We start from the raw sequence: 21,742 nt of genomic DNA on the forward strand, positions 1-21,742 counted from the left end.
CCTTCATCGCCGGCTCCCGGTGGCCACCACGGTGTTGCGCGCCTCCTGTGGAGGTGCGGCGGATTCTTCCGGAGCGATGGCGGCGGCCTCCGCCTCCGTGAGGCCGAACAGCTCCGCGGCGGCGCCAGCCAACCGGTTGCCCTCACCCTGCGGGCCCACGGCGCGCAGGCGCGCGGTGGGCTCATGCAACAGCTTGTTCACGATGGCTCGCCCCATGGCCTCGATGCTCTTCTTCTGCTTGTCGGTGAGGCCGTCGCCCAGGCCCAGCAGCGTGCGCTCCACCTCCGCGCGGGCAATGGCCTCCGCGCGCTGACGCAGGCGCGCCAGCACGGGCATGCCGTCGCGCAGCGCGCGCTCCCGGGCGAAGCGCGCCACCTCCTGCGCCACCAGCCCGCCCGCCTTGTGCGCCTCTTCCGCGCGCGCGGCGGTGTTGTCCGCGACGAACTTCTGGATGTCATCCACGTCGTACGCGTGCACCCAGTCCAACGTCCCCACCGCCGGGTCGATGTCTCGCGGCACCGCCAGGTCCACCATGAACAGCGGCCGTCCCTTGCGCGCCTTGCCCAGCGCGCCGACATTTTCGCGCGTGAAGATGGGCACCGGCGACGCGGTGCTCGTCACCACCACGTCCGCGGCGCCGAGCAGCGTGAAGAGCTCCTCGTAGGGCTTCGCCACACCGCCCACCTCCGCCACCAGCGCCTCCGCGCGGGCGAGCGTGCGGTTGGTCACGATGAGCTTCCCGGCGCCCGCGTTCTTCAGGTGCCGCGCCGCCAGCTCACCCATCTCTCCCGCGCCCACCACCAGCACGGTCTTGTCCTTGAGCCCGTCGAACACCTTGCTCGCCAGCTGCACGGCCGCGGACGCCATGGACGTCGCCGCGCGACCCACCGCCGTCTCCGTGCGCACGCGCTTGGCGCAACCGAACGCCGCCGCGCACGCACGCGTCAACTCACCGCGCACCGCGCCCGCGCCCTGACCGCGCTCGAAGGCGTCCTTCACCTGCCCAAGAATCTGCGCCTCGCCCAGCACCATGGAGTCCAGGCTGGACGCCACGCGGAACAGGTGCACGAGCGCCGCCTCGCCCTGGTGCTCGTACAGGTGCTCCAACGCCTCCGCGCCGCCCAGCGAGTGCAGCGTCTCCCGCGCGCGCTCCCGCGCCAGCTCCGCGCTGGGGGCCGCCAGGTACACCTCCACGCGGTTGCACGTGGACACCCAGAGCGCCTCCACGGGCGATTGCGCCAGCCGCTGCAACACTTCCGACTGCCGGGCTTCAGGCAATGCCAGCCGCTCGCGGACACCCAGGGGCGCGGTGCGGTGTGACACGCCGATACAGATGATTTCCATGGCTACGGCATCCCCGGGCCAGCGGCGGACAGGTCGTAGGACGACAGGAAGGAGACCAGCACCAGGCAGAAGCCGGCCATGGTGAGCAGCGCCACCCGCCGGCCACGCCAGCCGGCGAAGATGCGCGCGTTGACGAGCGCGGCGAACACGCCCCAGGCGACGAACGTCGCCACGTGCTTGGCTTCGAGCGCCCAGGCGAGCCCCCGCAGCGTGGTGGTGAACAGGGCGCCGGTCGCCAGCGTGAGCGACAGCGCGATGAACCCCCACACCACGAGCCGCCGGTTGAGCGTGTCCAGGAACTCCAGGGACGGCAGCCGGGAGAAGAGCAGCCCGAAGTGCTTGGCCTTCACCTCCCGCTCCATCAGCAGGTACATGACGCCCACCCCCGCCGCCACACCGAAGGCCGTCATGCCCAGAAGCGCGATGGTGACATGCACCGGCAACAGCGGCTGGCGCACCGCGTCCGGCAGCGGCGTGGACCCGCCGTGCAACAGCATCCCGATGAGCAGCACCGCCACCGCCAGCGGCGTGAGGAACGCGCCAATGACGGGCTTGCGGTAGCGCACATCCAGCGCCAGGAAGAGCGCTAGCAGCAGGAAGGCGAAGGTGGACATGCCCTGCGCGGGGCCCACCAACCGGCCCCCCTGCGCGCTCAGAAGGCCCATGAGCGCAACGCAATGCATCAGCAGCCCGGTCCCCACCAGCACCCGGCCGGTGACGGCGAGCACCTGGGACTGGCGGACCAGGAAGGCGAGGTAGACGAGCGCGGCCAGGCCGTAGGCGTGGCAGGCGAGCGAGACGAGCGTATGGCTCATGGCGGCAGGCTCATAACCCCGGCCGAGGAGGCATTCAGTCCTGCCTCAGCCCGTTTTACATTTTATTGAGAATGAAGGCCGCCAGCAGGTCGGTCTCCGAATTGGGCTTGCGCTCGGGGGCGGGCGCCCCCACCTCCGCGACATAACCCGGAACGACTTCGTACGCGGAGTCCCCGACCAGGATGGAGTCGGCCATCTGCTCGGCGCCCAGCCGGCCGAGCTGCTCCTCGGTCTTCACCCGGGATACCAGTTGGTGCGTGTCCTCCCCGGACACCAGCTGCACCACGTGGACAGCGGGTGTGAGCGGCCAGGTGCTCCCGCCTTCGGCGGCGACCACCAGGCGGCCCTCGCGCAGGTCTGCTTTGTCCTCCAGCGCCCACTCCTCGAGCTGGGCCTGGGACAGGAAGAGCTTCGTCACGCCCCACAGACTACACCACCCTCATGTCCGGCGGGCCTGGAAATGGGGTGCAACCTCCGGCCAGATGCGGCATCCGTTCCACCGGAAGCGGCCCGGCCTTCCCGCCCCCCTGGCACCCGCCGGACGCGAAGCTCAGGACGTATCCTACTCAAGCAGTAGACACGAGGTGACGACATGGCTGGCGACGTGATCAACATCAGTGATTCGGACTTCCAGAAGCAGGTCCTGGATTCTCAACAACCCGTGCTCGTGGACTTCTGGGCCACCTGGTGCGCTCCCTGCCGCGCCATCGCGCCCTCCGTGGAGGCGCTGTCCGCCCAGTACAAGGGCCAGGTGACGTTCGCGAAGATGGACATCGACGCGAACCAGGACACGCCTCAGCAGTTTGGCATCCGCTCCATCCCCACCCTGTTGCTCTTCAAGGGCGGCAAGGTCGTGGAGCAGATTGTCGGCGCGGTGCCGAAGTCGCGCATCGAGGACGCGATCCGGAAGAGTCTCTAAGTCCGTGTGTCCCCGGTGACGGGCCCGCGCTTCGCGGCCGTCTCCTTCGTCCCCTCCCACCCACGGCGCCGCTGGCTCTCACCGCCAGACTCCGCGCCCGGTGAGAGGGGACGCTGCGTCTGGGCTCCCAACCAGACACCCCGGCGTGACATGCCTGGCGGTTCGATATGTCTGTAGAAAGACAACTCACCGCGACGCTAAGGGCTTTCACGTACCGGGTGCAGGTTGCCCCCTGACGCAGACATTTCTCTGCCCTTGAGACAAACGCCCGACAGGGACGGCTGGGCGATCCTCCCGTCGTGTTTTGTTCAACAGACATTGAAATTGCATTACGAGTCAAACACGACCCCAACATGTCTTGTTGACAGAGTTCGCCACAACAGACAGAAGTCGCGAGTACACGCCTGTCTTGATTGGCGAGTTTCTACAGGAGTTTTCATGGCACGCCTTCGCAAAGAATTGACCTCGCAAGCACCGCTGACCCCTGCCCTGACGTCGTGGGCGGAGGCCCTGGGTGATGCCATCGGCCGCGGCATGCTGCGCGCGCTGAACACGGGAATGCCGAGCATGGGCGCCGTCACGGCGTCGCCGGGCAATGGCGCGGTGATGGCGGGTCGCCGCCGCGGCCGTCCCCCCAAGACGGTGGCGGGCGGGCCGGTGCCCATGGACCGCCGCTGCACGGTGAGTGGTTGCACCCGCGAGCAGCGCTCCAAGGGCCTGTGTTCCGCGCACTACCAGGCCGAGCGCCGCAGGCAGATCGCCACCGGCAAGCCCGCCTGACCCCCGTACCGGGGCCCTACTCGCCGCGCCAGGGGTCTCCGGGCGTGGTGGCCTTGAGCAGCTCCCAGGCCGCCATCACGTCGATGACCCGCTCCAGCTCATTGGGCAGGGAGCGGGCGCGCTGGGACTTGAGGTAGTCCTCCGTGAAGGCCCTCAGGCGCATGCCCAGGAAGAGCCGGGCGAGCGCCACCTCCGTCTGACCTGAGAAGTCCAGGAAGCGCAGGGCGAACCCGCTGCGGCCCTCCTCCTCCGGGCCACGCTCCTCCCGCACAATCTCCGCGCGAGCCTCCACGGGGGCGGCCCCCTCCTCCAGCGCGAAGCGCGCGCGCACCACCGAGCCCATGGGCAGGAAGAAGGTGCTCGCGAGGAAGGCACCGCTGACGCTCACGTTCACGGACGTGAGCCCGGCGGAGAAGCGCCGGCCGCCCGCGTCGTCCTCCATCCAGAGGTCGAAGTGCGTGGCCAGCTGCGCGCGCGGGAAGTGCCGGTGCTCCGGCTCCCCCTGGTTCATTTCGATGCGGGGCACCGCGCTGGGCAGGGGCACGTTGCGTGAAGTGCCCACCGGCGGAACCAACGGCCGGGGTGCCTGCGTGTCCTCCGGCCCGCGGACCGCCGTGCCGGCCTTCGCCGTCGTCACACCCTTCCTCTGCACCACCATCGGAAGCCTCCGCGGCCGTCAGAACATGTGACGGCGCATGCTGATGTTCACCAGCAGCCCGATGCACAACATCACCGACAGCATCGAGGAGCCGCCGTAGCTCATGAGGGGCAGCGTGATGCCCGTCACCGGCAACAGGCCAATGACCATGCCGATGTTTTCGAACACCTGCCAGAAAAGTGTGGCCACCACCCCCACCGCGACGAACGCTCCAAAACGGTCTCGTGCACTGAATCCCACGCCCAGCCCGAGAATGAAGATGCCGCCGTAGAGCACGAGCAACAGGAGACAAGAGAAGAAGCCGTGCTCCTCGGCCCACACGGAGAAGATGAAATCCGTGTGCTGTTCCGGCAGGAAGCGCAGACCTGTCTGGGTTCCCTCACGCCAGCCCTTGCCGGTGAGGCCACCGGAGCCCACGGCAATCTTGGATTGCGCGGCGTGATAGCCGCTGCCGCGCAGGTCCGCTTCCGGGTCCAACCACCCGGAGATGCGCTGGCTCTGGTGTTTCTTGAGGTAGTGGCGCACGACGGTGCTGCGAGGCTCGGGCATCTCCCGGACGTAGTCGTTCCAGATGATGAGGCCGCCCACCAGCACGCCCGCCACGATGGTGGCGCCCAGGTACCAGCGCACCTTGCCGAAGAGGATGACGGTGCCGGAGGACAGGAAGATCATCAGCGCGGTGCCCAGGTCCGGCTGCACCAGCACCAGCGTGAAGGGCACCATCACCACCAGCACCGGCTTCCACAGCCGTACGAGCCCGTAGGACGGCTGATTGGGCTGGAAGTCGTCGTGGTAGACCTTGGCCAGCATCAGCACGACGCCAATCTTCATGAACTCGGCGGGCTGCAGGCGGAACGGGCCAATGACGAACCAGCTCTCCGCGCCCTTGGCCGTATGCCCCACCAGCCGCAACGCCAGCAGCGCCAGGATGTTGAGCACGTAGATGGGGAAGGCCATCCGCTGGATCCAGCGGTAGTCCACCAGGCACACCATCAGCACCGCGCCCAGGCCCACGCCCAGGTAGAGCGCCTGGCTGGTCCACACCGGCGCCATGGGGGGCCGGGACGCGGACGCCAGGTTCCAGATGCCCAGCGCGCACACGCCCAGCACGCACACGACGAGCCCCCACGGCACGTGGGGCATCATCCGGCGCTCAATCCGCAGTTGCACTGTCGTCTCCGGTTTCCGAGGGCGGCTGGATGGGCTCTCCCGGCAGGTTCACCTTGGGCGGCGGCACCGCGCGGGTGAGCGAGGCTTCATCCAGGCTGGGCGCCGGCGGCAGCGACGGCGTGTAGGGCTGGTTGGCGCGGGGCGGCGGTGACGTCGCGTCCTGCGCCTTCAATTCGAAGTACTTCTTCATCACGGCCAGCGCCGTGGGCGCCGCGTCCACGCCGCCGTGGCCGCCGTGCTCGTTGAGCACCACCACGGCCAGCTCCGGCTTGTTCGCGGGGGCGAAGCCGGCGAACCACGCGTGGTCGCGCTCGAAGTAGCTCATCTGGTGCGTCTTCAGACGCACGGCGCCGATGCGCGCCACCTGCGCGGTGCCCGTCTTGGCCGCCACCAGGAAGTCCGCGGGCAGGCCCGACTTGAGCTTCGCGCGGTACGCGGTGCCGCCGGGCTCCTGCGCCACCGCCTCCAGGCCCTCCACGATGGCCTTCAGGTGCGCGGGGTTGATGTCCGTCTGAGACACCACCTCCGGCTTGAACTCCTCCATCACCTGCCCGTCCAGGTTCTCCAGCCGCTGCACCATCTGCGGCTTGTAGAGCTTCCCGCCGTTGGCCACGGCCGCGTAGACGAGCGCCAGTTGCAGGGGCGTCACGTTGTCGTCGCCCTGCCCGATGGCGCTGTTGAGCGCCATGCCCTTGGTGTAGCCGCCCGGCGAGGCTTTGTCGTGGTACGCGCTGGACGGCATGATGCCCGGCACCTCCGCCACCACGCCGATGCCGGTGGGGCGGCCCAGGCCCAGCGACTTGCCCATCTCCGCGATGGGGTCCAGGCCGATGGTGTCCGCCACCTTGTAGAACCACGCGTCGCACGACGCCTTCATGGCGCCCCGGCCGTCCAGGGGCCCGTGGCCGCTGTCCTTGTGGCAGCGCCACACGCGCGCGCCCAGCCGGTAGCCGCCGGAGCAGTGCACCACCGTCTCCGGCCGGAACGCCCCGGACTTGAAGGCCGCCAGCTGCGTCACGACCTTGAACGTGGAGCCCGGGCTGTAGTGCTCCGCGGCCACGCGGTTGATCATCGGGTGGAGCGGATCCCTCGCCAGCGTGGCCATCTGCGACGGCGTCACGCGGCCCGTCAGGAGATTGGGGTCGAAGCCGGGGCGGGACACCAGCGCCTTGATGAAGCCGGTGTTCACGTCGATGGCCACCACCGCGCCCGTCACGCCCGGGAACGCGCGCTCCGCCTCCTCCTGGAGGCGCATGTCGATGGAGAGCACCACGTTGCTGCCGGCCGTGGGCGGAATGACGGCGTTCTCCCCCAGCTTGTCGTTGAGCTCTTCAATCGTCTGGCCGCGCGCGTTCACCACTTCCTTGCGCACGCCGTCCCGCCCGCGCAGCTTGGACTCGAAGTAGCGCTCCAGGCCGCGCCGGCCGATGTAGTCGCCCAGCGCGTACTTCGCGCCGTCCCCGTTGAGGCGCTCCAGCTCCTCCTGGGTGATTTCGTTCATGTAGCCCAGCACGTGCGACAGCACCGTGTCCGCGCGGTAGTTGCGGTGCGGCACGGGCACCACCTCCACGCCGTCCAGGATGTCGCGCCGGGCGTTGAGCCGGTCGTACTCGTCGCGCGTCAGGTCCACGCGCACCGGCACCGGCTGGAAGGGCGCGTTGCGGCGGCTCGAGCGGACCAGGTCTTCAATCTTCTTGCGCTGCTCGGGGTCCCACTGGAGCAGCTCGCCCAGGCGGGGAATCACCTGCTCGAAGCAGTCCGTGCAGAAAGCCGGAGTGACGAAGGCGTCGAACGACGGACGGCTGTCCACCAGGATGGTGCCGCGCGCGTCCTTGATGACGCCGCGGTCGGCGCGCAGGCGCACCTCCTTCACGAAGTTCGCCACGCTCTTGGCGGCGTACTCTTCATGGCGGATGAGCTGGAGCCGGTACAGCTGGATGGCCAGCGCCACCATGCCCAGCGACATGGCCAGGCCCAGCCACAGGAAGCGGCGCTTCAGGTCCCGGCCTGGAGTGGTGTTGCCAATGGTCGGAGGCGTCAACGGAGCAACCCCGCCGGGCGCTCCTGCGCCACTTCAAACCGCTTGAACAGCGGGAAGAGCAACAGGGCCGCCACGCCCGTGAGCGCCAGCTGCACCGGCATGCCGGAGAGCTGCGGCGCCGTGGAGCCGTCCTTCAGCGTGAGCCACGTGAAGAACGTGGACAAGAGGGCGTGCCCCAGGTCCGCGCCCATGGCGAACAGCGCGAAGGCCACGGGCCCTCGCACGTCCACGAACGACGCCACCAGGCGGCCCACCAGGAAGGTGAACACCGCGAGGAACGTGAACAGGCCCGTGGGCTGGCCGCTCATCAGGTCCAGCAGGTAGCCCACCGCGAAGGCGGAGCACGCCCCCTCGGTGAGGCTCGCCCGGAGCGCGAGGAAGGCCACCAGCACCACCGTGACGTCCACGCGGCCCAGCACCAGCCCTGCCTGTTGGACGAACACGGACTCCAGCGTGAGCAGCACCAGCGCCAGCATGACGGTCACCAGGAACTTCATTTCTGCGTGCCCTCCGTGGAGGCCCCGCCGGTGGCGGTCATCTCACTGTACGGACTGCCCACCACCAACACCTCCTCCAGCCGGCTGGTGTCCACCGCGGGAGTGATGTCCGCGCCCTGGAACATGCCGTGCTCCTTCTTCTCCAGCTGCGTCACCCGCCCCACCACCAGCCCCGGAGGATAGATGCCGTCCGTGCCGGAGGTGATGATGAGGTCGCCGTCCTCCACGTCCTCCGTGCGCAGCATGTTCTCCAGCGTCAGGGGGCCGCTGCCCGCGCCCGCCGCCGTGCCTCGGGCCCGCGAGCGCTGCACCCGCACCGCCACCCGGCTCTGCGGATCCGTCACCAGCGCCACGTCCGCGTAGCCGCCCGTGGACCGGATGACCTGCCCGACAATCCCGTCCGGCGTCACCACCGACATGCCCCGGAACACCCCGTCCTTCTCCCCGCTGCTGATCCGCACCGACAGGAGCTTGGCCACCGGATTGACGCCCACCACCCGCGCCGGAATCTCCGGTCCGGGCACGGCCTCCGCGTACGCCAGCAGCTTTCGCAGCCGCCCGTTCTCCGAGCGGGCTTCGCCCAGGGCCTGCACCGTCGCCCGCAGCTGCAGGTTCTCCAGCCGCAGCGCGTCATTGTCCTGACGGACGCCGCGCAGGTCCAGGTAGTTGCGCACCGCGGCCACGGCGCCGTCGATGCCGGCGGTGAGCCCCTGCTGCACGGGGGCCGTGAGCGCGATGACGCCCCGGTCGACGAAGTTCGGGTCGCGGCCACGCCGCCCGCCCAGCAGGAAGGCGCCGAGGGGGTACAGGAGGAGGGCGGCTACGAGGAGGAAGCGGCGGTACCGCTTGAGAAGAGACAGCACGGACGGGGGCTTTCCCGGGGTGGGCGAAGGACGCGGATGGAAGGGGGAGAGGGTCGGGCTAAGCTGGCTGAATCGCTTGCATTTTCCGGTCTGTTGTCCTAGGCAGTCAAGGCCCGGATGAGGGGGTGTTGACACTCATGCATCCCCACCGGCCGGGCTACCAACAACACGGCGCCGCGAGACCTTCCGCAAGGTGATTCGCGGGCGCTTCCGACCGTGAAGTGACCACAATGGACGGTTTGAATCCCCGGAAGGTCTTCTCCCTCCTGTTCATCATCGGCATCGCCGTGGTGTTCACGCTCCAGTTCGGCCCTGGCAGCAACGGGTTCGCGGACAAGGGCAGCCAGGCGCCCACCGCCAGCGCGGTGGCCACGGTGAATGGCAAGGAGATCCCTGTACGCGACTTCAGCATGGCCTGGTCGCGGCAGATGAACTTCCTGCGTTCGCAGGGCAACCCCATCCCGGAGTCGGTGGCCCGCCAGTTCGGCCTGGACAAGCAGGTGCTCGACCGGCTGGTGAACGCGGAGCTGCTCGCCCAGTCGGCGGAGCGCCACGGCATCAGCCCCTCGGATGAGGAGCTTCGCAAGCTCATCCACGAGAACACCGACTTCCATAGCAAGGAAGGCGCGTTCGACTTCGCCCGCTACCAGCAGGTGCTGCGCGACTTCTACCGCCGCACGCCCCAGGAGTACGAGCAGGAGCTGCGCCGGCAGATGGCCGCCCAGAAGATGCTGGACGTGGTGCGCACGGGTGCCGTGGTGTCGGACGACGAGGTCCGCGCCCGCTACGAGAAGGAAGGCAACCAGGCGAAGCTGGTGTTCGCCCGCTTCCTGCCCACGATGTTCGCGGACAAGGTCCCCGCGCCCACGCCCGCGAAGCTCGCGGAGTTCCAGAAGACGCACGAGAAGGAGATCGCCGACTATTACGCGGCGAACAGCTTCGTCTACAACGTGCCGGAGCGGATCCGCGCCCGCCAGATTCTGGTGAAGGTGGCCCCGGACGCCACGCCCGAGCAGAAGGCCCAGGCGAAGGCGAAGGCGGAAGGCCTGCGCAAGGAGCTGGACGGCGGCAAGGACTTCGCCACGCTGGCCAAGGCGAGCAGCGACGACGACGCCACCAAGCTGAAGGGCGGCGAGCTGGGCTGGGTGGAGCGCACCACGTGGGACCCGGCGCTGGCCGACGCGGCGTTCTCCCTGAAGGCCGGGGAAGTGACGCAGCCGGTGGAGTCCGCGCTGGGCGTGCACCTGGTGAAGGTGGAGGAGAAGAAGGAAGCCCAGGCCAAGAAGCTGGACGACGTGAAGGGCGAGATCGCCACCAGCCTCTACAAGCAGGAGCAGGCGAAGGGGCTGGCGAAGGCGGAGGCCGAGAAGGCCCTGGCGGCGGCGAAGGCCGGCAAGTCCCTGAAGGAGCAGTTCCCGGTCCCCGCCGGCCAGCAGCCCGCGCTGCTGCGCTTCGAGGCGGAGACGAAGCCGGAGGCCGTGGAGACGGACAGCTTCACCGCTCAGGGTGACTCCGTGCCGCACCTGGGTCCGGCGCCGGGCCTGGTGAAGGCCACCTTCGAGGCCAGCGGTCCGGCGGTGCTGGGCGAGGTCTTCACCGTGGGCGAGGCGAACATCGTCGCGCAGGTGGTGGAGCGCGAGAAGCCGGACACCGCGGGCTTCGACAAGCGCAAGGAGGAGCTGCGCACCCAGGCCCGTCAGGCCAAGCAGATCGAGCTGACGGAGTCCTTCCTCAAGTCGCTGAAGAAGAGCGGCAACGTCGTCACCAACAACGAGGCCATCGACTCGGTGTTGGGCGCCGCGGGGTAGTCACCCGCCGGAGCGGGCGTAGGGGACCTCGAGCGGGGTCCCCTCCGCCGAAGGGGCCTCGGAGACCGCGATGCGGTCCCGGCCCCGGCCCTTGGCCGCGTACATGGCGAAGTCCGCCGCGCGGATGAGGTCCGTGGAAGTGGTGGCGTGCTCCGGGAAGGAGGCCACCCCGACGCTCGCGGTGAGCGCCACGTCCAGCCCCTGCGCGCGCAGGAAGCGCTGGCCGCGGAACGCCTCGCAGATGCGCTGGGCGATGACCTGGGCCCCTTCCTTGTCCGTCTCAATCAACATCACCGCGAACTCGTCGCCGCCGTAGCGGAAGACGGCGTCCAGGTTGTGGCGGCCCAGGCTGATGAGCAGGTCCCCCACCTCCTTGAGCGTGGCGCTGCCCACCAGGTGCCCGTGCCGGTCGTTGATGGACTTGAAGTGGTCCAGGTCCAGGAACACGAGCGACAGCGGGTGGCGGAAGCGCGCCGAGCGCTTCACCTCCTGCTCCAGCTGCGCGCGCAGGTGCCGCGCGTTGAAGCAGCCGGTGTGCTCGTCCGTGATGGTGAGCTCCTGGACGCGGCGGAAGTTGCGCGCGTTCTCGATGGCGATGGCCGCGTAGTCCGCGATGGCGGACAGGGCGGTGAGGTCGTCATGCGTGAAGCCGGGCTCGGTGGGGCCGTTGACCAGCTCAATCACGCCCAGCACGCGCTCGCGCGCCACCAGCGGCACGGCGAGCAGCGAGCGGGTGTGGAAGGCGGAGGCCTCATCGAAGCGGGGCGCGAAGCTGGAATCGCCGGCCACGTCGTGGACGAGCCGCGCGACGCCCGAGGAGAACACCGCCCCGGCGATGCCTTCCCCCGGATTGAGCTGGAGGCCCTTGAGCGCTTCGGCGCCCTCCCCCACGGCGATTTCGAAGTAGAGCTTTCCGCTGCGCTCGTCCTGGAGGATGAGCGACCAGTTGCGCGGTTTGAGCAGTGCGCTGACCTTCTGCATCACCAGCGCGAGCACTTCGCGCAGCTCCAGCGTGGAGGTCAGCGCCTTGGCCATCTCGTTGTAGGCGGCCAGTTGCTCCACTGTCCGCTTCATGGCCGACAGGAGGTCCGCGGGATTCATCGAGGTGCCCTCTGGAGCGCAAGTCTGCTAAGGCCCGCGAGCGCGAAACATCCCGCACCCGCCCATGGATCCAACCGAACGCTTCGTTCTCGCCTCCGCATCGCCCCGGCGCAAGGATTTATTGGCCCAGTTGGGCCTTCGCTTCACCGTGGCGGCGGCGGATATCGATGAAACGCCGATGGCCGGAGAAATTGCGTCGGACTACGTGCTCCGGCTGGCCGTGGAGAAGGCTCGCACGGTCGCCACCCGACACCCGGACGCATGGGTGCTGGCCGCGGACACCACCGTGGCCCTGGGGTCGGAGCTGCTCGGCAAGCCCCGGGACGCGGCGGAGGCGCGGCGGATGATCGCCCGGCTGTCCGGCCGGATCCATGAGGTCTTCACCGGCATCGCGGTGGCCGGCCGTGCCCGGGACGCCCAGGTGGTTCGCACGCAGGTGACTTTTCGCACGCTCTCGCCGGATGAGATTGCCTGGTACGCGGACACCGGCGAACCGCTGGACAAGGCGGGCGCCTACGCCATCCAGGGCAAGGGCGGCTTCCTGGTGCAGGGAATTGACGGCAGCCACTCCAACGTCGTGGGCCTGCCGCTGGGAGAGACGCTGGCGTTGCTGAAGCGCGTGGGCATGCCGCTGCCCTGGACGGAAGGTCAGCGATGAGCAGCGTGGCGGACAACCTGGCGCGGGTGCGCGAGCGCCTGGCGAAGGCCTGCGCGAGCGCGGGGCGGCCGGAGTCGTCGGTGACGCTGGTGGCCGTGTCCAAGCTCAAGCCCGCGGCGCTCATCCGCGAGGCGTACGCCGCGGGGCAGCGCGACTTCGGGGAGAACTACGCCCAGGAGCTGCGGGACAAGGCAGAGGAGCTCAAGGACCTGGACGGACTGCGCTGGCACGCCATCGGGTCGCTGCAGACGAACAAGGTGAAGTACGTGGCCCGCGTCGCGCACGCCTTCCATGCGCTGGAGCGGCTGGACGTCGCCACGGAGCTGTCGAAGCGGCGCGCGGGCTCCCCTCCCCTGCCCTGCTACGTGGAGCTCAACCTGGGCGGCGAGGACACCAAGCACGGGCTCACCCCGGACGCGCTGGGCGGCTTCCTGTCGCAGGTGCGCGAGCTGCCGAACCTCCAGGTGGTGGGGCTGATGGCGCTGCCGCCGCCCACGGACGACGTGGCGCGGATGCGCGAGGGCTTCGCCCGGCTGCGCGAGTTGGCGGCGACGCATGCGCTGAGGGCCCTGTCCATGGGCACCACGCACGACTTCGAGCAGGCCATCCTGGAGGGCGCCACCGCCGTGCGCGTGGGCACCGCCATCTTCGGCGAGCGCGCCTGAAGCCCGCTCACAGCTCGCGGAACCGCACCCGCCCCTCCTGGTTGACGAGCGCCTTGTACTCGCAGCCGCAGTAGTTGCAGCGCACCTCGTCCCCGTCGGTGAACGTCTCGTCCACGGGGTTGTTGGCGTTGCAGCCGGGACAGTCGAACTCCTTCAACACGCGGCTGCCGCCGGAGCCCGAGTCCTTGGCGAAGTCGTCGTCGTCGAAGTGGAAGTCGTTGGCCATGGCCCCGGACGCTAGCACCGGGCGTTGCGTCCGGGGGTGCCCTGCCAGGCATCCAGGCAGGCGCGCCGGACTGTCCGCCATTTGTCAGCGACCCTTGCGGGCGTGTACCCCTGCGGGCCGCCATTTCCGTCCCCTGTCAGTCTTTCCCAGGCGCGTCCGGAGGGCGGCCAGACGGCTTTGAATGCTGTCCCACGGCCGCCCGTCCTGGAAATGTCCGGTGGCGGGGGCGGTTGAGGGGCGCGGTTGGCTTGGGCGGGCCGGCCACCTAACTTGCAAGCAAGGGAGCACACCCGATGCGCAGTCTGTCCAGGTGGGGGTTCACGGCGGCGGTGGTGGGACTCATGGGGTCCACGCTGGCGCATGCCCAGGAGCCCACCGGCGCGGCGTTCGGCCCGGGTGAGCAGGCCCAGTACCGGGTGCGCTACCTGGGGCTGACGGCCGGCACGGCGACGGTGACGGTGGGCGCGCCCATGACGCAGTGGGGCCAGAGCGTGTGGCCCATCGTGTCCATGGCGAAGTCGGACGACCTGGTGGGCGTCTACCCGCTCAAGAGCCGCTTCGTGTCGTACTGGGACGCGGGCAGCCAGCGGGTGACGGGAAGCGACCTGCACTCGGAGGAGAACCGCAAGCGCCGCCGCCAGCGCATCCAGCTTTCCGCGGACGGAGCGGGCGCGAAGGTCATCAAGCAGAAGGAGAGCGACCCGCCGCGCGAGTCCGAGCACACGCTGCCCGAGGGCACCATGGACGTGGCGGGCGCGACGTTCGCGCTGCGCGGCCAGGAGCTGGTGGTGGGCCGCTCCTACTCCTACCCGGTGTTCACCGGCAGCAAGCAGTTCACCATGAGCGCCACGGTGGAGGGCCGCGAGACGGTGACGACGCCCGCGGGAGCGCGAGACACCTTCCGCGTGCGCGTGCACACCGACTTCGGCGGCAAGCTGGAATCCAAGCGCGACCTGGTGGCGTACCTCAGCGCGGATGCGCATCACGTGCCGGTGCGAATCGAAGCGGACTTCGCGCTGGGCACCGTCGTGGCGGAGCTGACGGACTACAAGCCGGGCCGCGTGGTGGCGGTGGCCCGGGCGGACAACTCGGGCGACTGAAAAGCGTCGTCCGCCAACCAGGGGAAGGCAGGGGGCATGGGCGTGGGTTGGGCATGGGCAGTGGCGGCGGCGCTTTCCGCCGCGCCGGGCGGAGTGCAGGTGGTGTCGCCGCTGGTGAAGGTGCGGCCGGACGCGACGCCGAAGGGCGCGAAGGAGGCCCGCCTCAGCGCCGCCCGGGGTGAATGCGAGGGCACGCAGCTGGTGCTCCCCCAGGGCGTGACGCGCGTGACGATGAAGCCCCTGGCCCTCAAGGGGCCAGGCGCGCCGCTCACCGTGGACGCGTGGCGCGAGGCCTACCTGGACGTGAAGACGCCCTCCAACGGCGAGGGCAAGACGGGCCCGTGGCCCGACGCGCTGGTGCCCCTGTCGGCGCCCGCCAATCCCAGACATCCGACGGTCGTCTACGTGGAGGTCTGCGTTCCGGCGAAGCAGGCCCCTGGCACCTATGCGGGGAGCCTGAGCGCGGCGGTGGATGGAAAGGAGCTGCCGGCCGTTCCCTTCCGCGTGGAGGTGCAGCCCTTCGAACTGCCCGCGACGTCGTCGCTGCCCAACAGCTTCGGCATCTCGCTGTACAGCATCGCGAAGGGGCACGGCATCCCGGCGGAGTCTCCGGAGGCGAAGGCGCTCCTGCGCGAGTACGGCAAGGCGCTGCTGGAGCACCGCGTGAGCGCGCACGGCATGGGCATGGACCCGCCGCCGGTGAAGTTCCAGGACGGCCGCGCGGTGCTGGACTGGACCGCGTACGACGCGGAGATGGGACCCTTCCTGGACGGAAGCGTGCTGCCCTCCGGCGCGCGCTTCACCACGGCGGACGTGCGTGACAACCGCAAGGCCTCCACGGACGCGGAGAAGAGCGCGTACTACCGCGCCTTCCAGAAGCACTTCGAGGACAAGGGCTGGAAGGCGCAGCTCTTCTTCTACGCCAAGGACGAACCCAAGCCCGCGGACTTCCCGCTGGTGAAGGCGCAGTCCAGGCGCGTGCGCGACGCGGGGGGGGACATCCCGGTGCTCGTCACCACGTCGCTGAATCCCGCGCTCATGGGCTCCGTGGACATCCTCACGCCCATCATCAACTGCTTCTATCCGCGCGAAGGCCCGCAGACGTGCCACAACGTGGCCAACGCCTCGACCGCTCGCACGAAGCTGAGCTCGCGCGCGAAGGTGTGGTGGTACCAGAGCTGTATGGCCCATGGTTGCACGGGCGGCCCGCCGCCGGACAGGGCGCTGGACAAGGCGTACAGCGATTGGGCCTCGTACATGGTGGACCACCCTGCCCCGCTCAACCGCGCCATGGGCCCTCTGGCCTTCGAAAGCGGCGTGGACGGCGAGCTCTATTTCGACACCGTCTTCGCCTACAACACGAAGAAGGATGTCTGGGCGGACCTCTTCGAGTTCGGCGGCAACGGCGACGGCACCCTCTTCTACCCGGGCACGCCCGCGAAGCTGGGGGGTACGCAGCATCAACCCGTGGTCTCCCTGCGGCTGAAACACATCCGTGACGGCCTGGAGGACTACGAATACCTGCGCCTGCTCACCTCCCTGGGCGACGGAGCCTTCGCCAAGGCGGCGGCGAAGCGGCTGGCGAAGTCCGGGTACGAAATCACGCGGGACCCGGCGGAATGGGAAGCGGTGCGCAAGGAAGTGACCGAGCGCATCGTGAAGCGGAAATCGGCTGAACAAGCGAAGCGCTCCGGACGTCGGACTTCCGGGGGAACCCCGTAGTCACTCCCCCCTGGGAGGAAGCAGAATGAAGCCCATGCGCACCCTCGTCGCGGCCTGCCTCGCCTTCAGCGCCCTTGGCGCCATCCCGGGACAGGCCCAGGAGGCCCAGCCCCGTCCCATCAACATCCTGAGTCCCTCCAGGCTCCCGACGGTGACGGACCCCTCCGACCCGGCGAAGCCCGCGGCGACCGCGGAGAACACCGGCGACGCGTCCTCCACCCCGGCCCCGGACGAGCCCGTGGTCGCGGTGAAGCCGTGTGAGCAGGGCCTGCCCGTGCTGCGCTCCCCGCTGGCCTTCAAGCCGGGGGAGCTGCTCGAGTTCGACATGGACGCCATGGGCGCGAAGGCGGGCAAGCTCACCATGCGCGTGCAGCGCCCCGCCAACGGCTCGCTGCCGGTGTTGGTGGAGGCTCAGACGAACACGCTGTTCTCCAAGGTGCGCCGCGTGCGCGGCAGCGCGACCAGCTACCTGCACCCCAAGACGCTGCGCCCCTCGCGCTACACCGAGGAGGCCGTGGAGAACGAGCAGCGCCGCAAGGTGAACGTGGACTTCAGCGCGCAGGACAAGAGCGTCAAGGTGGACTACCAGATTGGGGATCGCCCCAAGGGCCACTTCGACTACGCCTACGACAAGGACGGCCTGGACGTCGCGGGCGCCATCTACCTCATCCGCCAGCTGCCCCTGAAGAAGGACATGCCGGTGTGCTTCGACGTGTACGGCATCCGCCGCATGTGGCGCATGACGGCCACCGTGGTGGAGCGCGAGCACGTGTCGCTGCCCCTGGGCGAGTTCGACGCCTGGCACCTGGCCGGCACCGCCGTGCGCATCGACCGGCCGTCGCAGACGCGCGACATCCACGTGTGGATTTCCGACGACGACCGCCGCCTCCCCCTGGCCGCCGTGGGCGCCATCGACCTGGGCGCGGTGCGTCTGACGCTGACCGGCGTGAAGCGCCCCGGTGAAAAACCCCTGGAGGCGCAGGGCAAGGAAGATCTCAAGTGGTGACGCGGGGTTGAGCCCCCGCCCCAGGCCCGCCTCCCGCATGGAGCGCGGGCTTTTCATTGCCTCAAAGTTGAGAATGGTCTGCAAAATCAAAAATCCGAGCGTAGGGTGCGCGCCGCTCGATGCGTCCCCAACACTTGCACCCCCTCCTGAGTTTGCTGTGCGCCCCCCTGTTCCTGATGCCTTCCGCGGCCCGCGCCGACGAAGGCCGCGTCGGTGAGAACGAGAAGGAGCGCGTCCTGACGGTAGGCAGCAAGCCGAAGCTGGACCTGTCCGTGAACGCGTACGCGGACCTCCAGTTCGCGTACTTCAACTACGGCGAGAACCAGAACCGGGCGAACGGCTCGCAGAAGGACTCGCGGCTCGTGTTCGACACGACGCGCCTGGTGCTGGAGCTGGAAGCGGGGCTGCCGGAGTACGGGCTCGAGGCCGAGTTCGAGGTGGAGTTCGAGCACGGCGGCGCGGGCGCGGCGATGGAGCTGGAGTACGAGGAGTTCGGTGAGTTCGACACCGACGTGGAGAAGGCCGGTGAAGCGCTGGTGGAGGAGCTGTACCTGACGAAGAAGCTGGGCCGGGACGTGGAGCTGTCCGTGGGCCGCTTCTACGTCGCGGTGGGCACGCTCTTCGCGGACTACCTGCCCACGTCCTACCTGGCCACCATCCGCTCCGAGGCGGAGACGCGCATCATCCCCAACACGTGGAACGACATGGGGATGCAGCTGCGATGGGACACGCCCTGGGGCGTGCGGCTCACCGGGCAGGTGGTGAACGGGCTGGACTCCACGGGCTTCAATTCGAATACGTGGGTGGCCACGGGCCTGCAGCAGCGCTTCGAGCTGGTGCGCGCGTCGGACCTGGCGGGGGTGCTGCGCGCGGACGTGCGGCGCTTCGAGGGCTTCAACTTCGGCGTGTCCGCGTACTACGGCGGCACCACGCGCAACCGGCCCAAGCCGGACCTGGTGAAGCAGTGCGACGACGCGAACCCCAACATGGTGGCGCCGTGCGGATACATCAGCGCGCCCCTGTTCATCGCGGACGTGCACCTGTCGGTGAATCGCAACCGGTGGCGCGCGCACGCGATGGTGATGTACGGCCACCTGGGCAACGCCGCGGCGGTGTCCGCGCGCAACGCGCGTCTGTCCAACCTGCTCAACGTGCTGCGCACGCCGGTGTCCGACAACGCGCTCTCCGCGTGGGGCGAGCTGGGCTACGACATCGCGCCCTGGCTGGGGCTCGACGGGAACCACCGGTTGGAGCCCTACGTCCGCATCGACTACATGGATTCGCAGTTCAAGCCCCGCGCCGAGCTGTTCGACCCCCCCCGCTTCGAGCGCACCGTCTACACGGTGGGCACCAGCTACACGCTCGCGGGGCTCGCCGTGCTGAAGCTCGACTTCAGCCAGCGGCGCATGGGCAGCTCCGTCTTCCGGCCTGAGAACGCGCTCCGGATGTCGACGGGCTTCGTCTACTGATCCGCCATCCCCGACTGTCTCAAACGCTGTCGCAAAGAAAGGCATTGAAGGTACACCCCATGTCCTCCCGTTCCCTGAAACTCTCCCTGCTCGTGGGCGGAGCGCTCCTGCTGGGCGCCTGTGGCGATGACGACGACACCAACCTGGAGTCGTTGGATCAGCAGCTCGTCGTGAACTTCGCCGACAACGTGGTGGTGCCCACGTACAACCTGCTCGCCACGCGCATGATTGAGCTGGACGCGGCGGCGCAGGCGCTGAGGAACGCCCCGAGCACGACGACGTTGAAGGGGGCACAGGACGCGTGGTTCGCCGCGCGAGTGCCGTGGGAGCAGAGCGAGTCCTTCCTGTTCGGGCCGGTGGACAGCAACGGGTGGGACCCGGCGATGGACAGCTGGCCGGTGAACCGCACGGACCTGGACGCGGTGCTCGGCAACAACGACACGCTGTCCCAGCAGTACGTGAGCAACCTGCAGGAGACGCAGAAGGGCTTCCACACGACGGAGTACCTGCTCTTCGGCGAGGGCCAGGTGAAGAAGCCGGAGGAGTTCAACGCGCGCCAGTTCGAGTACCTGCTCGCGCTGACGGCGGAGCTGAAGACGGTGTCCGGCAACCTGGCGGCGTCCTGGGCGACCGGCGTGAACGGCCAGGCGCCGTACCGCGACACGCTGGCCACCGCGGGTGGGTCTGGCAACACGGCGTACCCCACGGTGGAGGCGGGCGCGCAGGAGATGCTGGGCGGCATCCTGGTCATCCTGGACGAGGTGGCCAACGGGAAGATCGCCGACCCGTACGACGCGAAGGACGCGAACCTGGTGGAGAGCCAGTTCGCGCTCAACTCGCTGTCTGACTTCACCAACAACATGCGCAGCGTGGAGAACGTCTACCTGGGCCACCGCCCGGAGACCGCGCAGAAGGGCCTGTCCATGTCGGACGTGGTGAAGGAGCGCGACGCGGCGCTGGACACGCGCGTGAAGGCGGAGATCGCGGCGGCCATCGCGGCGCTGGGCAAGGTGCCGGAGCCGTTCCCGGTGTCCATCAAGGACCCGGCCTCCGCGGATGAAATCGAGGGTGCGCAGGCCGCCATCCGCAAGCTGCACGACACCTTCCAGGTGGACGTGAAGGCTATCATCCTTCCCTGATGTGGGAGCGGGGGAACGCAATGCGACAGACGCTGGGACTCGGACTGCTGCTGTGGCTCGCGGGCTGCGGCACGGAAGCCGAAGCCCCTGGGGCTTCGCCACGCGCGGGGGGCGACACGACCATCGACGACCGCACGTCGCGAGCGTTCGCGCAGCCCGCCCCCAACCTCACCACGGAGCATGAAGCGCTTCACCGCGAGGGCGACGCCGCCTTCGCGGCCGTCTTCGTGCCCGGCCCCGCCCCGGTGAACCCGGGGTTGGGGCCCGCGTACAACAACGCCTCCTGCAATGGCTGTCACCTGCGCAACGGGCGGGGCATGCCGGTGATGGGGGGCGGACCGACGCGCACGCAATTGCTGGTGCGCGTGAGCCTTCCGGACGGCACGCCAGAGCACCCGAACGGCTCGGTGCCGGTGCCCGGGCTGGGGCTCCAGATTCAAGACCAGGCCGTCTACGGCGCGTCGCCGGAGGCCACCGTGACGCTCGCGTGGGAGGAGCGCGCGGGGAAGTACGCGGACGGGACGGCCTATGGCCTGCGCTCGCCGCGCATCACCATCGTGATGCCGGACGGTTCGTCCCCGTCCGCGGGAATGCTCACGTCGCTGCGCCTGCCGCCGCCGGTGGTGGGACTGGGACTGCTGGAAGCGGTGGACTTGGCCACGCTGCGGGCGCTGGAAGACCCCACGGATGCGAACGGCGACGGGATTTCCGGCCGGCTGAACACCGTGTGGGACGTGCAGGCGCTCGCGCTGGTGCCGGGGCGCTTCGGGTGGAAGGCGAACAGCCCCAACCTGCGGCAGCAGTCAGCGGAGGCCTATTTCAACGACATGGGGATTACGAATCCCCTCTTCCCGGACGCGGGGGGCGGCTTCGAGCTGCCCATGAAGACGCTGGACTCAGCGGTGTTCTACGCGCAGTCGCTCGGGGTGCCGGCGCGCACGGCGCTGGACAACGCGGCGGTGAAGCGCGGCGAGACGAAGTTCAAGGACCTGGGCTGCGTGAAGTGCCACCGCGACACGCTGGAGACCGGGGAGCACCCGGTAGCGGAGCTGTCGCATCAGCGCATCCACCCGTACACGGACCTGCTGCTGCACGACATGGGCGCGGACCTGGCGGACGGGCGGCCGGATGGGGACGCCACCGGCACCGAGTGGCGCACTGCGCCCCTGTGGGGCCTGGGACTGACACAGACGATTCTTCCGTACTCGGGCTACCTGCACGACGGGCGGGCCCGGACGTTGGAAGAGGCCGTGCTGTGGCACGGTGGTGAGGCGGAGCGGGCGCGGGAGGGGTTCCGCAACCTGTCCGCCAGCGACCGGGACGCGCTGGTGCGCTTCCTCCAGTCGATGTAGCGCCCGGCTTCAGCCGTTGCGGATCATCCCGGCGGCCTGCGACAAGCGGCGGCGCAGCTGCGTCACCACCTCGTTCAGGTCCTCCAGGCGCTGGAGCACGTGCAGGTTCTCGCCCGCGTTCATCAGGGCGACCGGCGTGAGCGTCTCGCGGTGGAGGGCCAGGAGCAGATCGTAGAAGTGCGCCTGCACGTCGCCCAGGGCATCCAGGCCCTCGCGGAGGTCGTCCTCCACGAAGTCCAGCAGGACGGTGGCGTCCTCGCGCACGGGCAGCGTCCGGGCCAGGCGCTCCACGGCCCCGCGAACGGGGTCGGTACGGCGCAACATCGCGGGGGTGGCGAGGGCTGCCACGGGAGGGGGCATGCTCAGGACGCTACAGGTCCGTAGCGCCCGGTCAATTTTCCCACCCCCT

22 protein-coding genes are annotated in these 21,742 nt (G+C 69.2%); 11 read left to right on the forward strand and 11 right to left on the reverse strand.

All coding sequences use genetic code 11. The features are described 5' to 3' along the window. Window positions 1-3: 3 nt before the first annotated feature. The 3 genes from hemA to D7Y15_RS04770 are packed head-to-tail and all read right to left on the reverse strand — an operon-like array spanning window position 4 to window position 2,577. Window positions 4-1,344 carry a glutamyl-tRNA reductase gene (hemA, locus tag D7Y15_RS04760; protein ID WP_120574935.1) on the reverse strand — a complete coding sequence of 447 codons (1,341 nt, stop codon included), beginning with the start codon at window positions 1,342-1,344 and terminating at the stop codon, window positions 4-6. A 2-nt stretch (window positions 1,345-1,346) separates the two neighbouring features. Further along, window positions 1,347-2,159, reverse strand: a complete 813-nt coding sequence (locus D7Y15_RS04765) for an inner membrane protein YpjD (RefSeq protein WP_120574934.1) — start codon at window positions 2,157-2,159, stop codon at window positions 1,347-1,349. Between the two features lie 55 nt (window positions 2,160-2,214). After that, window positions 2,215-2,577, reverse strand: coding sequence for a hypothetical protein (locus tag D7Y15_RS04770; protein WP_120574933.1), 363 nt, complete (start codon window positions 2,575-2,577; stop codon window positions 2,215-2,217). Between the two features lie 174 nt (window positions 2,578-2,751). On the opposite strand from D7Y15_RS04770, the gene trxA reads away from it, so the two are divergent. Further along, window positions 2,752-3,078: a thioredoxin gene (trxA, locus tag D7Y15_RS04775; protein ID WP_120574932.1), complete on the forward strand. Its 327-nt coding sequence runs from the start codon at window positions 2,752-2,754 to the stop codon at window positions 3,076-3,078. 438 nt (window positions 3,079-3,516) lie between these two features. After that, window positions 3,517-3,858: a hypothetical protein gene (locus D7Y15_RS04780; protein WP_120574931.1), complete on the forward strand. Its 342-nt coding sequence runs from the start codon at window positions 3,517-3,519 to the stop codon at window positions 3,856-3,858. A gap of 16 nt (window positions 3,859-3,874) precedes the next feature. Here D7Y15_RS04780 and D7Y15_RS04785 read toward each other — a convergent pair whose 3' ends face one another. The 5 genes from D7Y15_RS04785 to mreC are packed head-to-tail and all read right to left on the reverse strand — an operon-like array spanning window position 3,875 to window position 9,087. Beyond that, a complete protein-coding gene (locus D7Y15_RS04785; RefSeq protein WP_121751819.1) occupies window positions 3,875-4,516 on the reverse strand; it encodes a PilZ domain-containing protein in 642 nt (213 codons plus the stop codon). Window positions 4,517-4,534: 18 nt separating this feature from the next. Next, window positions 4,535-5,662 (reverse strand): rod shape-determining protein RodA, encoded by a 1,128-nt coding sequence (rodA, locus tag D7Y15_RS04790; protein ID WP_167548497.1) that lies wholly within the window; start codon window positions 5,660-5,662, stop codon window positions 4,535-4,537. A 7-nt stretch (window positions 5,663-5,669) separates the two neighbouring features. Next, on the reverse strand, window positions 5,670-7,727 hold the full coding sequence (gene mrdA / locus D7Y15_RS04795; RefSeq protein ID WP_120574928.1) for a penicillin-binding protein 2: 2,058 nt from the start codon (window positions 7,725-7,727) through the stop codon (window positions 5,670-5,672). After that, on the reverse strand, window positions 7,724-8,224 hold the full coding sequence (locus tag D7Y15_RS04800) for a hypothetical protein (protein ID WP_120574927.1): 501 nt from the start codon (window positions 8,222-8,224) through the stop codon (window positions 7,724-7,726). The genes mrdA and D7Y15_RS04800 overlap by 4 nt, the downstream gene beginning before the upstream one ends. After that, complete coding sequence (gene mreC, locus D7Y15_RS04805) at window positions 8,221-9,087, reverse strand: rod shape-determining protein MreC (RefSeq protein WP_120574926.1); 867 nt, start codon at window positions 9,085-9,087, stop codon at window positions 8,221-8,223. The genes D7Y15_RS04800 and mreC overlap by 4 nt, the downstream gene beginning before the upstream one ends. A 230-nt stretch (window positions 9,088-9,317) precedes the next feature. Here mreC and D7Y15_RS04810 point away from each other — a divergent pair, with 230 nt between their 5' ends. After that, complete coding sequence (locus tag D7Y15_RS04810) at window positions 9,318-10,895, forward strand: SurA N-terminal domain-containing protein (protein ID WP_121751820.1); 1,578 nt, start codon at window positions 9,318-9,320, stop codon at window positions 10,893-10,895. On the opposite strand, the gene D7Y15_RS04815 is transcribed toward D7Y15_RS04810, so the two are convergent. After that, on the reverse strand, window positions 10,896-11,996 hold the full coding sequence (locus tag D7Y15_RS04815; RefSeq protein WP_121751821.1) for a sensor domain-containing diguanylate cyclase: 1,101 nt from the start codon (window positions 11,994-11,996) through the stop codon (window positions 10,896-10,898). 64 nt (window positions 11,997-12,060) lie between these two features. On the opposite strand from D7Y15_RS04815, the gene D7Y15_RS04820 reads away from it, so the two are divergent. After that, entirely contained in the window at window positions 12,061-12,654 is a 594-nt protein-coding gene (locus tag D7Y15_RS04820) for a nucleoside triphosphate pyrophosphatase (RefSeq protein ID WP_120574923.1), read from the forward strand. Further along, window positions 12,651-13,319 (forward strand): YggS family pyridoxal phosphate-dependent enzyme, encoded by a 669-nt coding sequence (locus D7Y15_RS04825; RefSeq protein WP_121751822.1) that lies wholly within the window; start codon window positions 12,651-12,653, stop codon window positions 13,317-13,319. Before D7Y15_RS04820 ends, D7Y15_RS04825 begins: the two co-directional genes overlap by 4 nt. 7 nt (window positions 13,320-13,326) lie before the next feature. Here the strand turns inward: D7Y15_RS04825 and D7Y15_RS04830 are convergent, their stop codons facing one another. Further along, a complete protein-coding gene (locus D7Y15_RS04830; RefSeq protein ID WP_120574921.1) occupies window positions 13,327-13,545 on the reverse strand; it encodes a hypothetical protein in 219 nt (72 codons plus the stop codon). Between the two features lie 293 nt (window positions 13,546-13,838). Here D7Y15_RS04830 and D7Y15_RS04835 point away from each other — a divergent pair, with 293 nt between their 5' ends. The 6 genes from D7Y15_RS04835 to D7Y15_RS04860 all read left to right on the forward strand — a co-directional run bounded on the left by D7Y15_RS04835 (window position 13,839) and on the right by D7Y15_RS04860 (window position 21,333). Beyond that, window positions 13,839-14,645, forward strand: coding sequence for a DUF3108 domain-containing protein (locus tag D7Y15_RS04835; RefSeq protein ID WP_121751823.1), 807 nt, complete (start codon window positions 13,839-13,841; stop codon window positions 14,643-14,645). 36 nt (window positions 14,646-14,681) lie between these two features. Continuing rightward, the gene (locus tag D7Y15_RS04840; RefSeq protein WP_121751824.1) at window positions 14,682-16,367 is read left to right on the forward strand and encodes a DUF4091 domain-containing protein; all 1,686 of its coding nucleotides are present in this window, start codon (window positions 14,682-14,684) and stop codon (window positions 16,365-16,367) included. Window positions 16,368-16,392: 25 nt separating this feature from the next. Further along, on the forward strand, window positions 16,393-17,373 hold the full coding sequence (locus D7Y15_RS04845) for a DUF3108 domain-containing protein (RefSeq protein WP_121751825.1): 981 nt from the start codon (window positions 16,393-16,395) through the stop codon (window positions 17,371-17,373). Window positions 17,374-17,507: 134 nt separating this feature from the next. Then, window positions 17,508-18,842: a hypothetical protein gene (locus tag D7Y15_RS04850; RefSeq protein ID WP_233604825.1), complete on the forward strand. Its 1,335-nt coding sequence runs from the start codon at window positions 17,508-17,510 to the stop codon at window positions 18,840-18,842. A gap of 59 nt (window positions 18,843-18,901) precedes the next feature. Then, complete coding sequence (locus tag D7Y15_RS04855) at window positions 18,902-19,981, forward strand: imelysin family protein (protein ID WP_121751826.1); 1,080 nt, start codon at window positions 18,902-18,904, stop codon at window positions 19,979-19,981. 20 nt (window positions 19,982-20,001) lie between these two features. Then, window positions 20,002-21,333 (forward strand): di-heme oxidoredictase family protein, encoded by a 1,332-nt coding sequence (locus D7Y15_RS04860; protein ID WP_121751827.1) that lies wholly within the window; start codon window positions 20,002-20,004, stop codon window positions 21,331-21,333. A gap of 9 nt (window positions 21,334-21,342) precedes the next feature. Here D7Y15_RS04860 and D7Y15_RS04865 read toward each other — a convergent pair whose 3' ends face one another. Further along, a complete protein-coding gene (locus tag D7Y15_RS04865; protein WP_120574916.1) occupies window positions 21,343-21,693 on the reverse strand; it encodes a hypothetical protein in 351 nt (116 codons plus the stop codon). Window positions 21,694-21,742 lie beyond the last annotated feature (49 nt).

It is taken from the genome of Corallococcus sp. AB030 (assembly GCF_003668965.1).
Classification (GTDB): Bacteria; Myxococcota; Myxococcia; order Myxococcales; family Myxococcaceae; genus Corallococcus; species Corallococcus exiguus.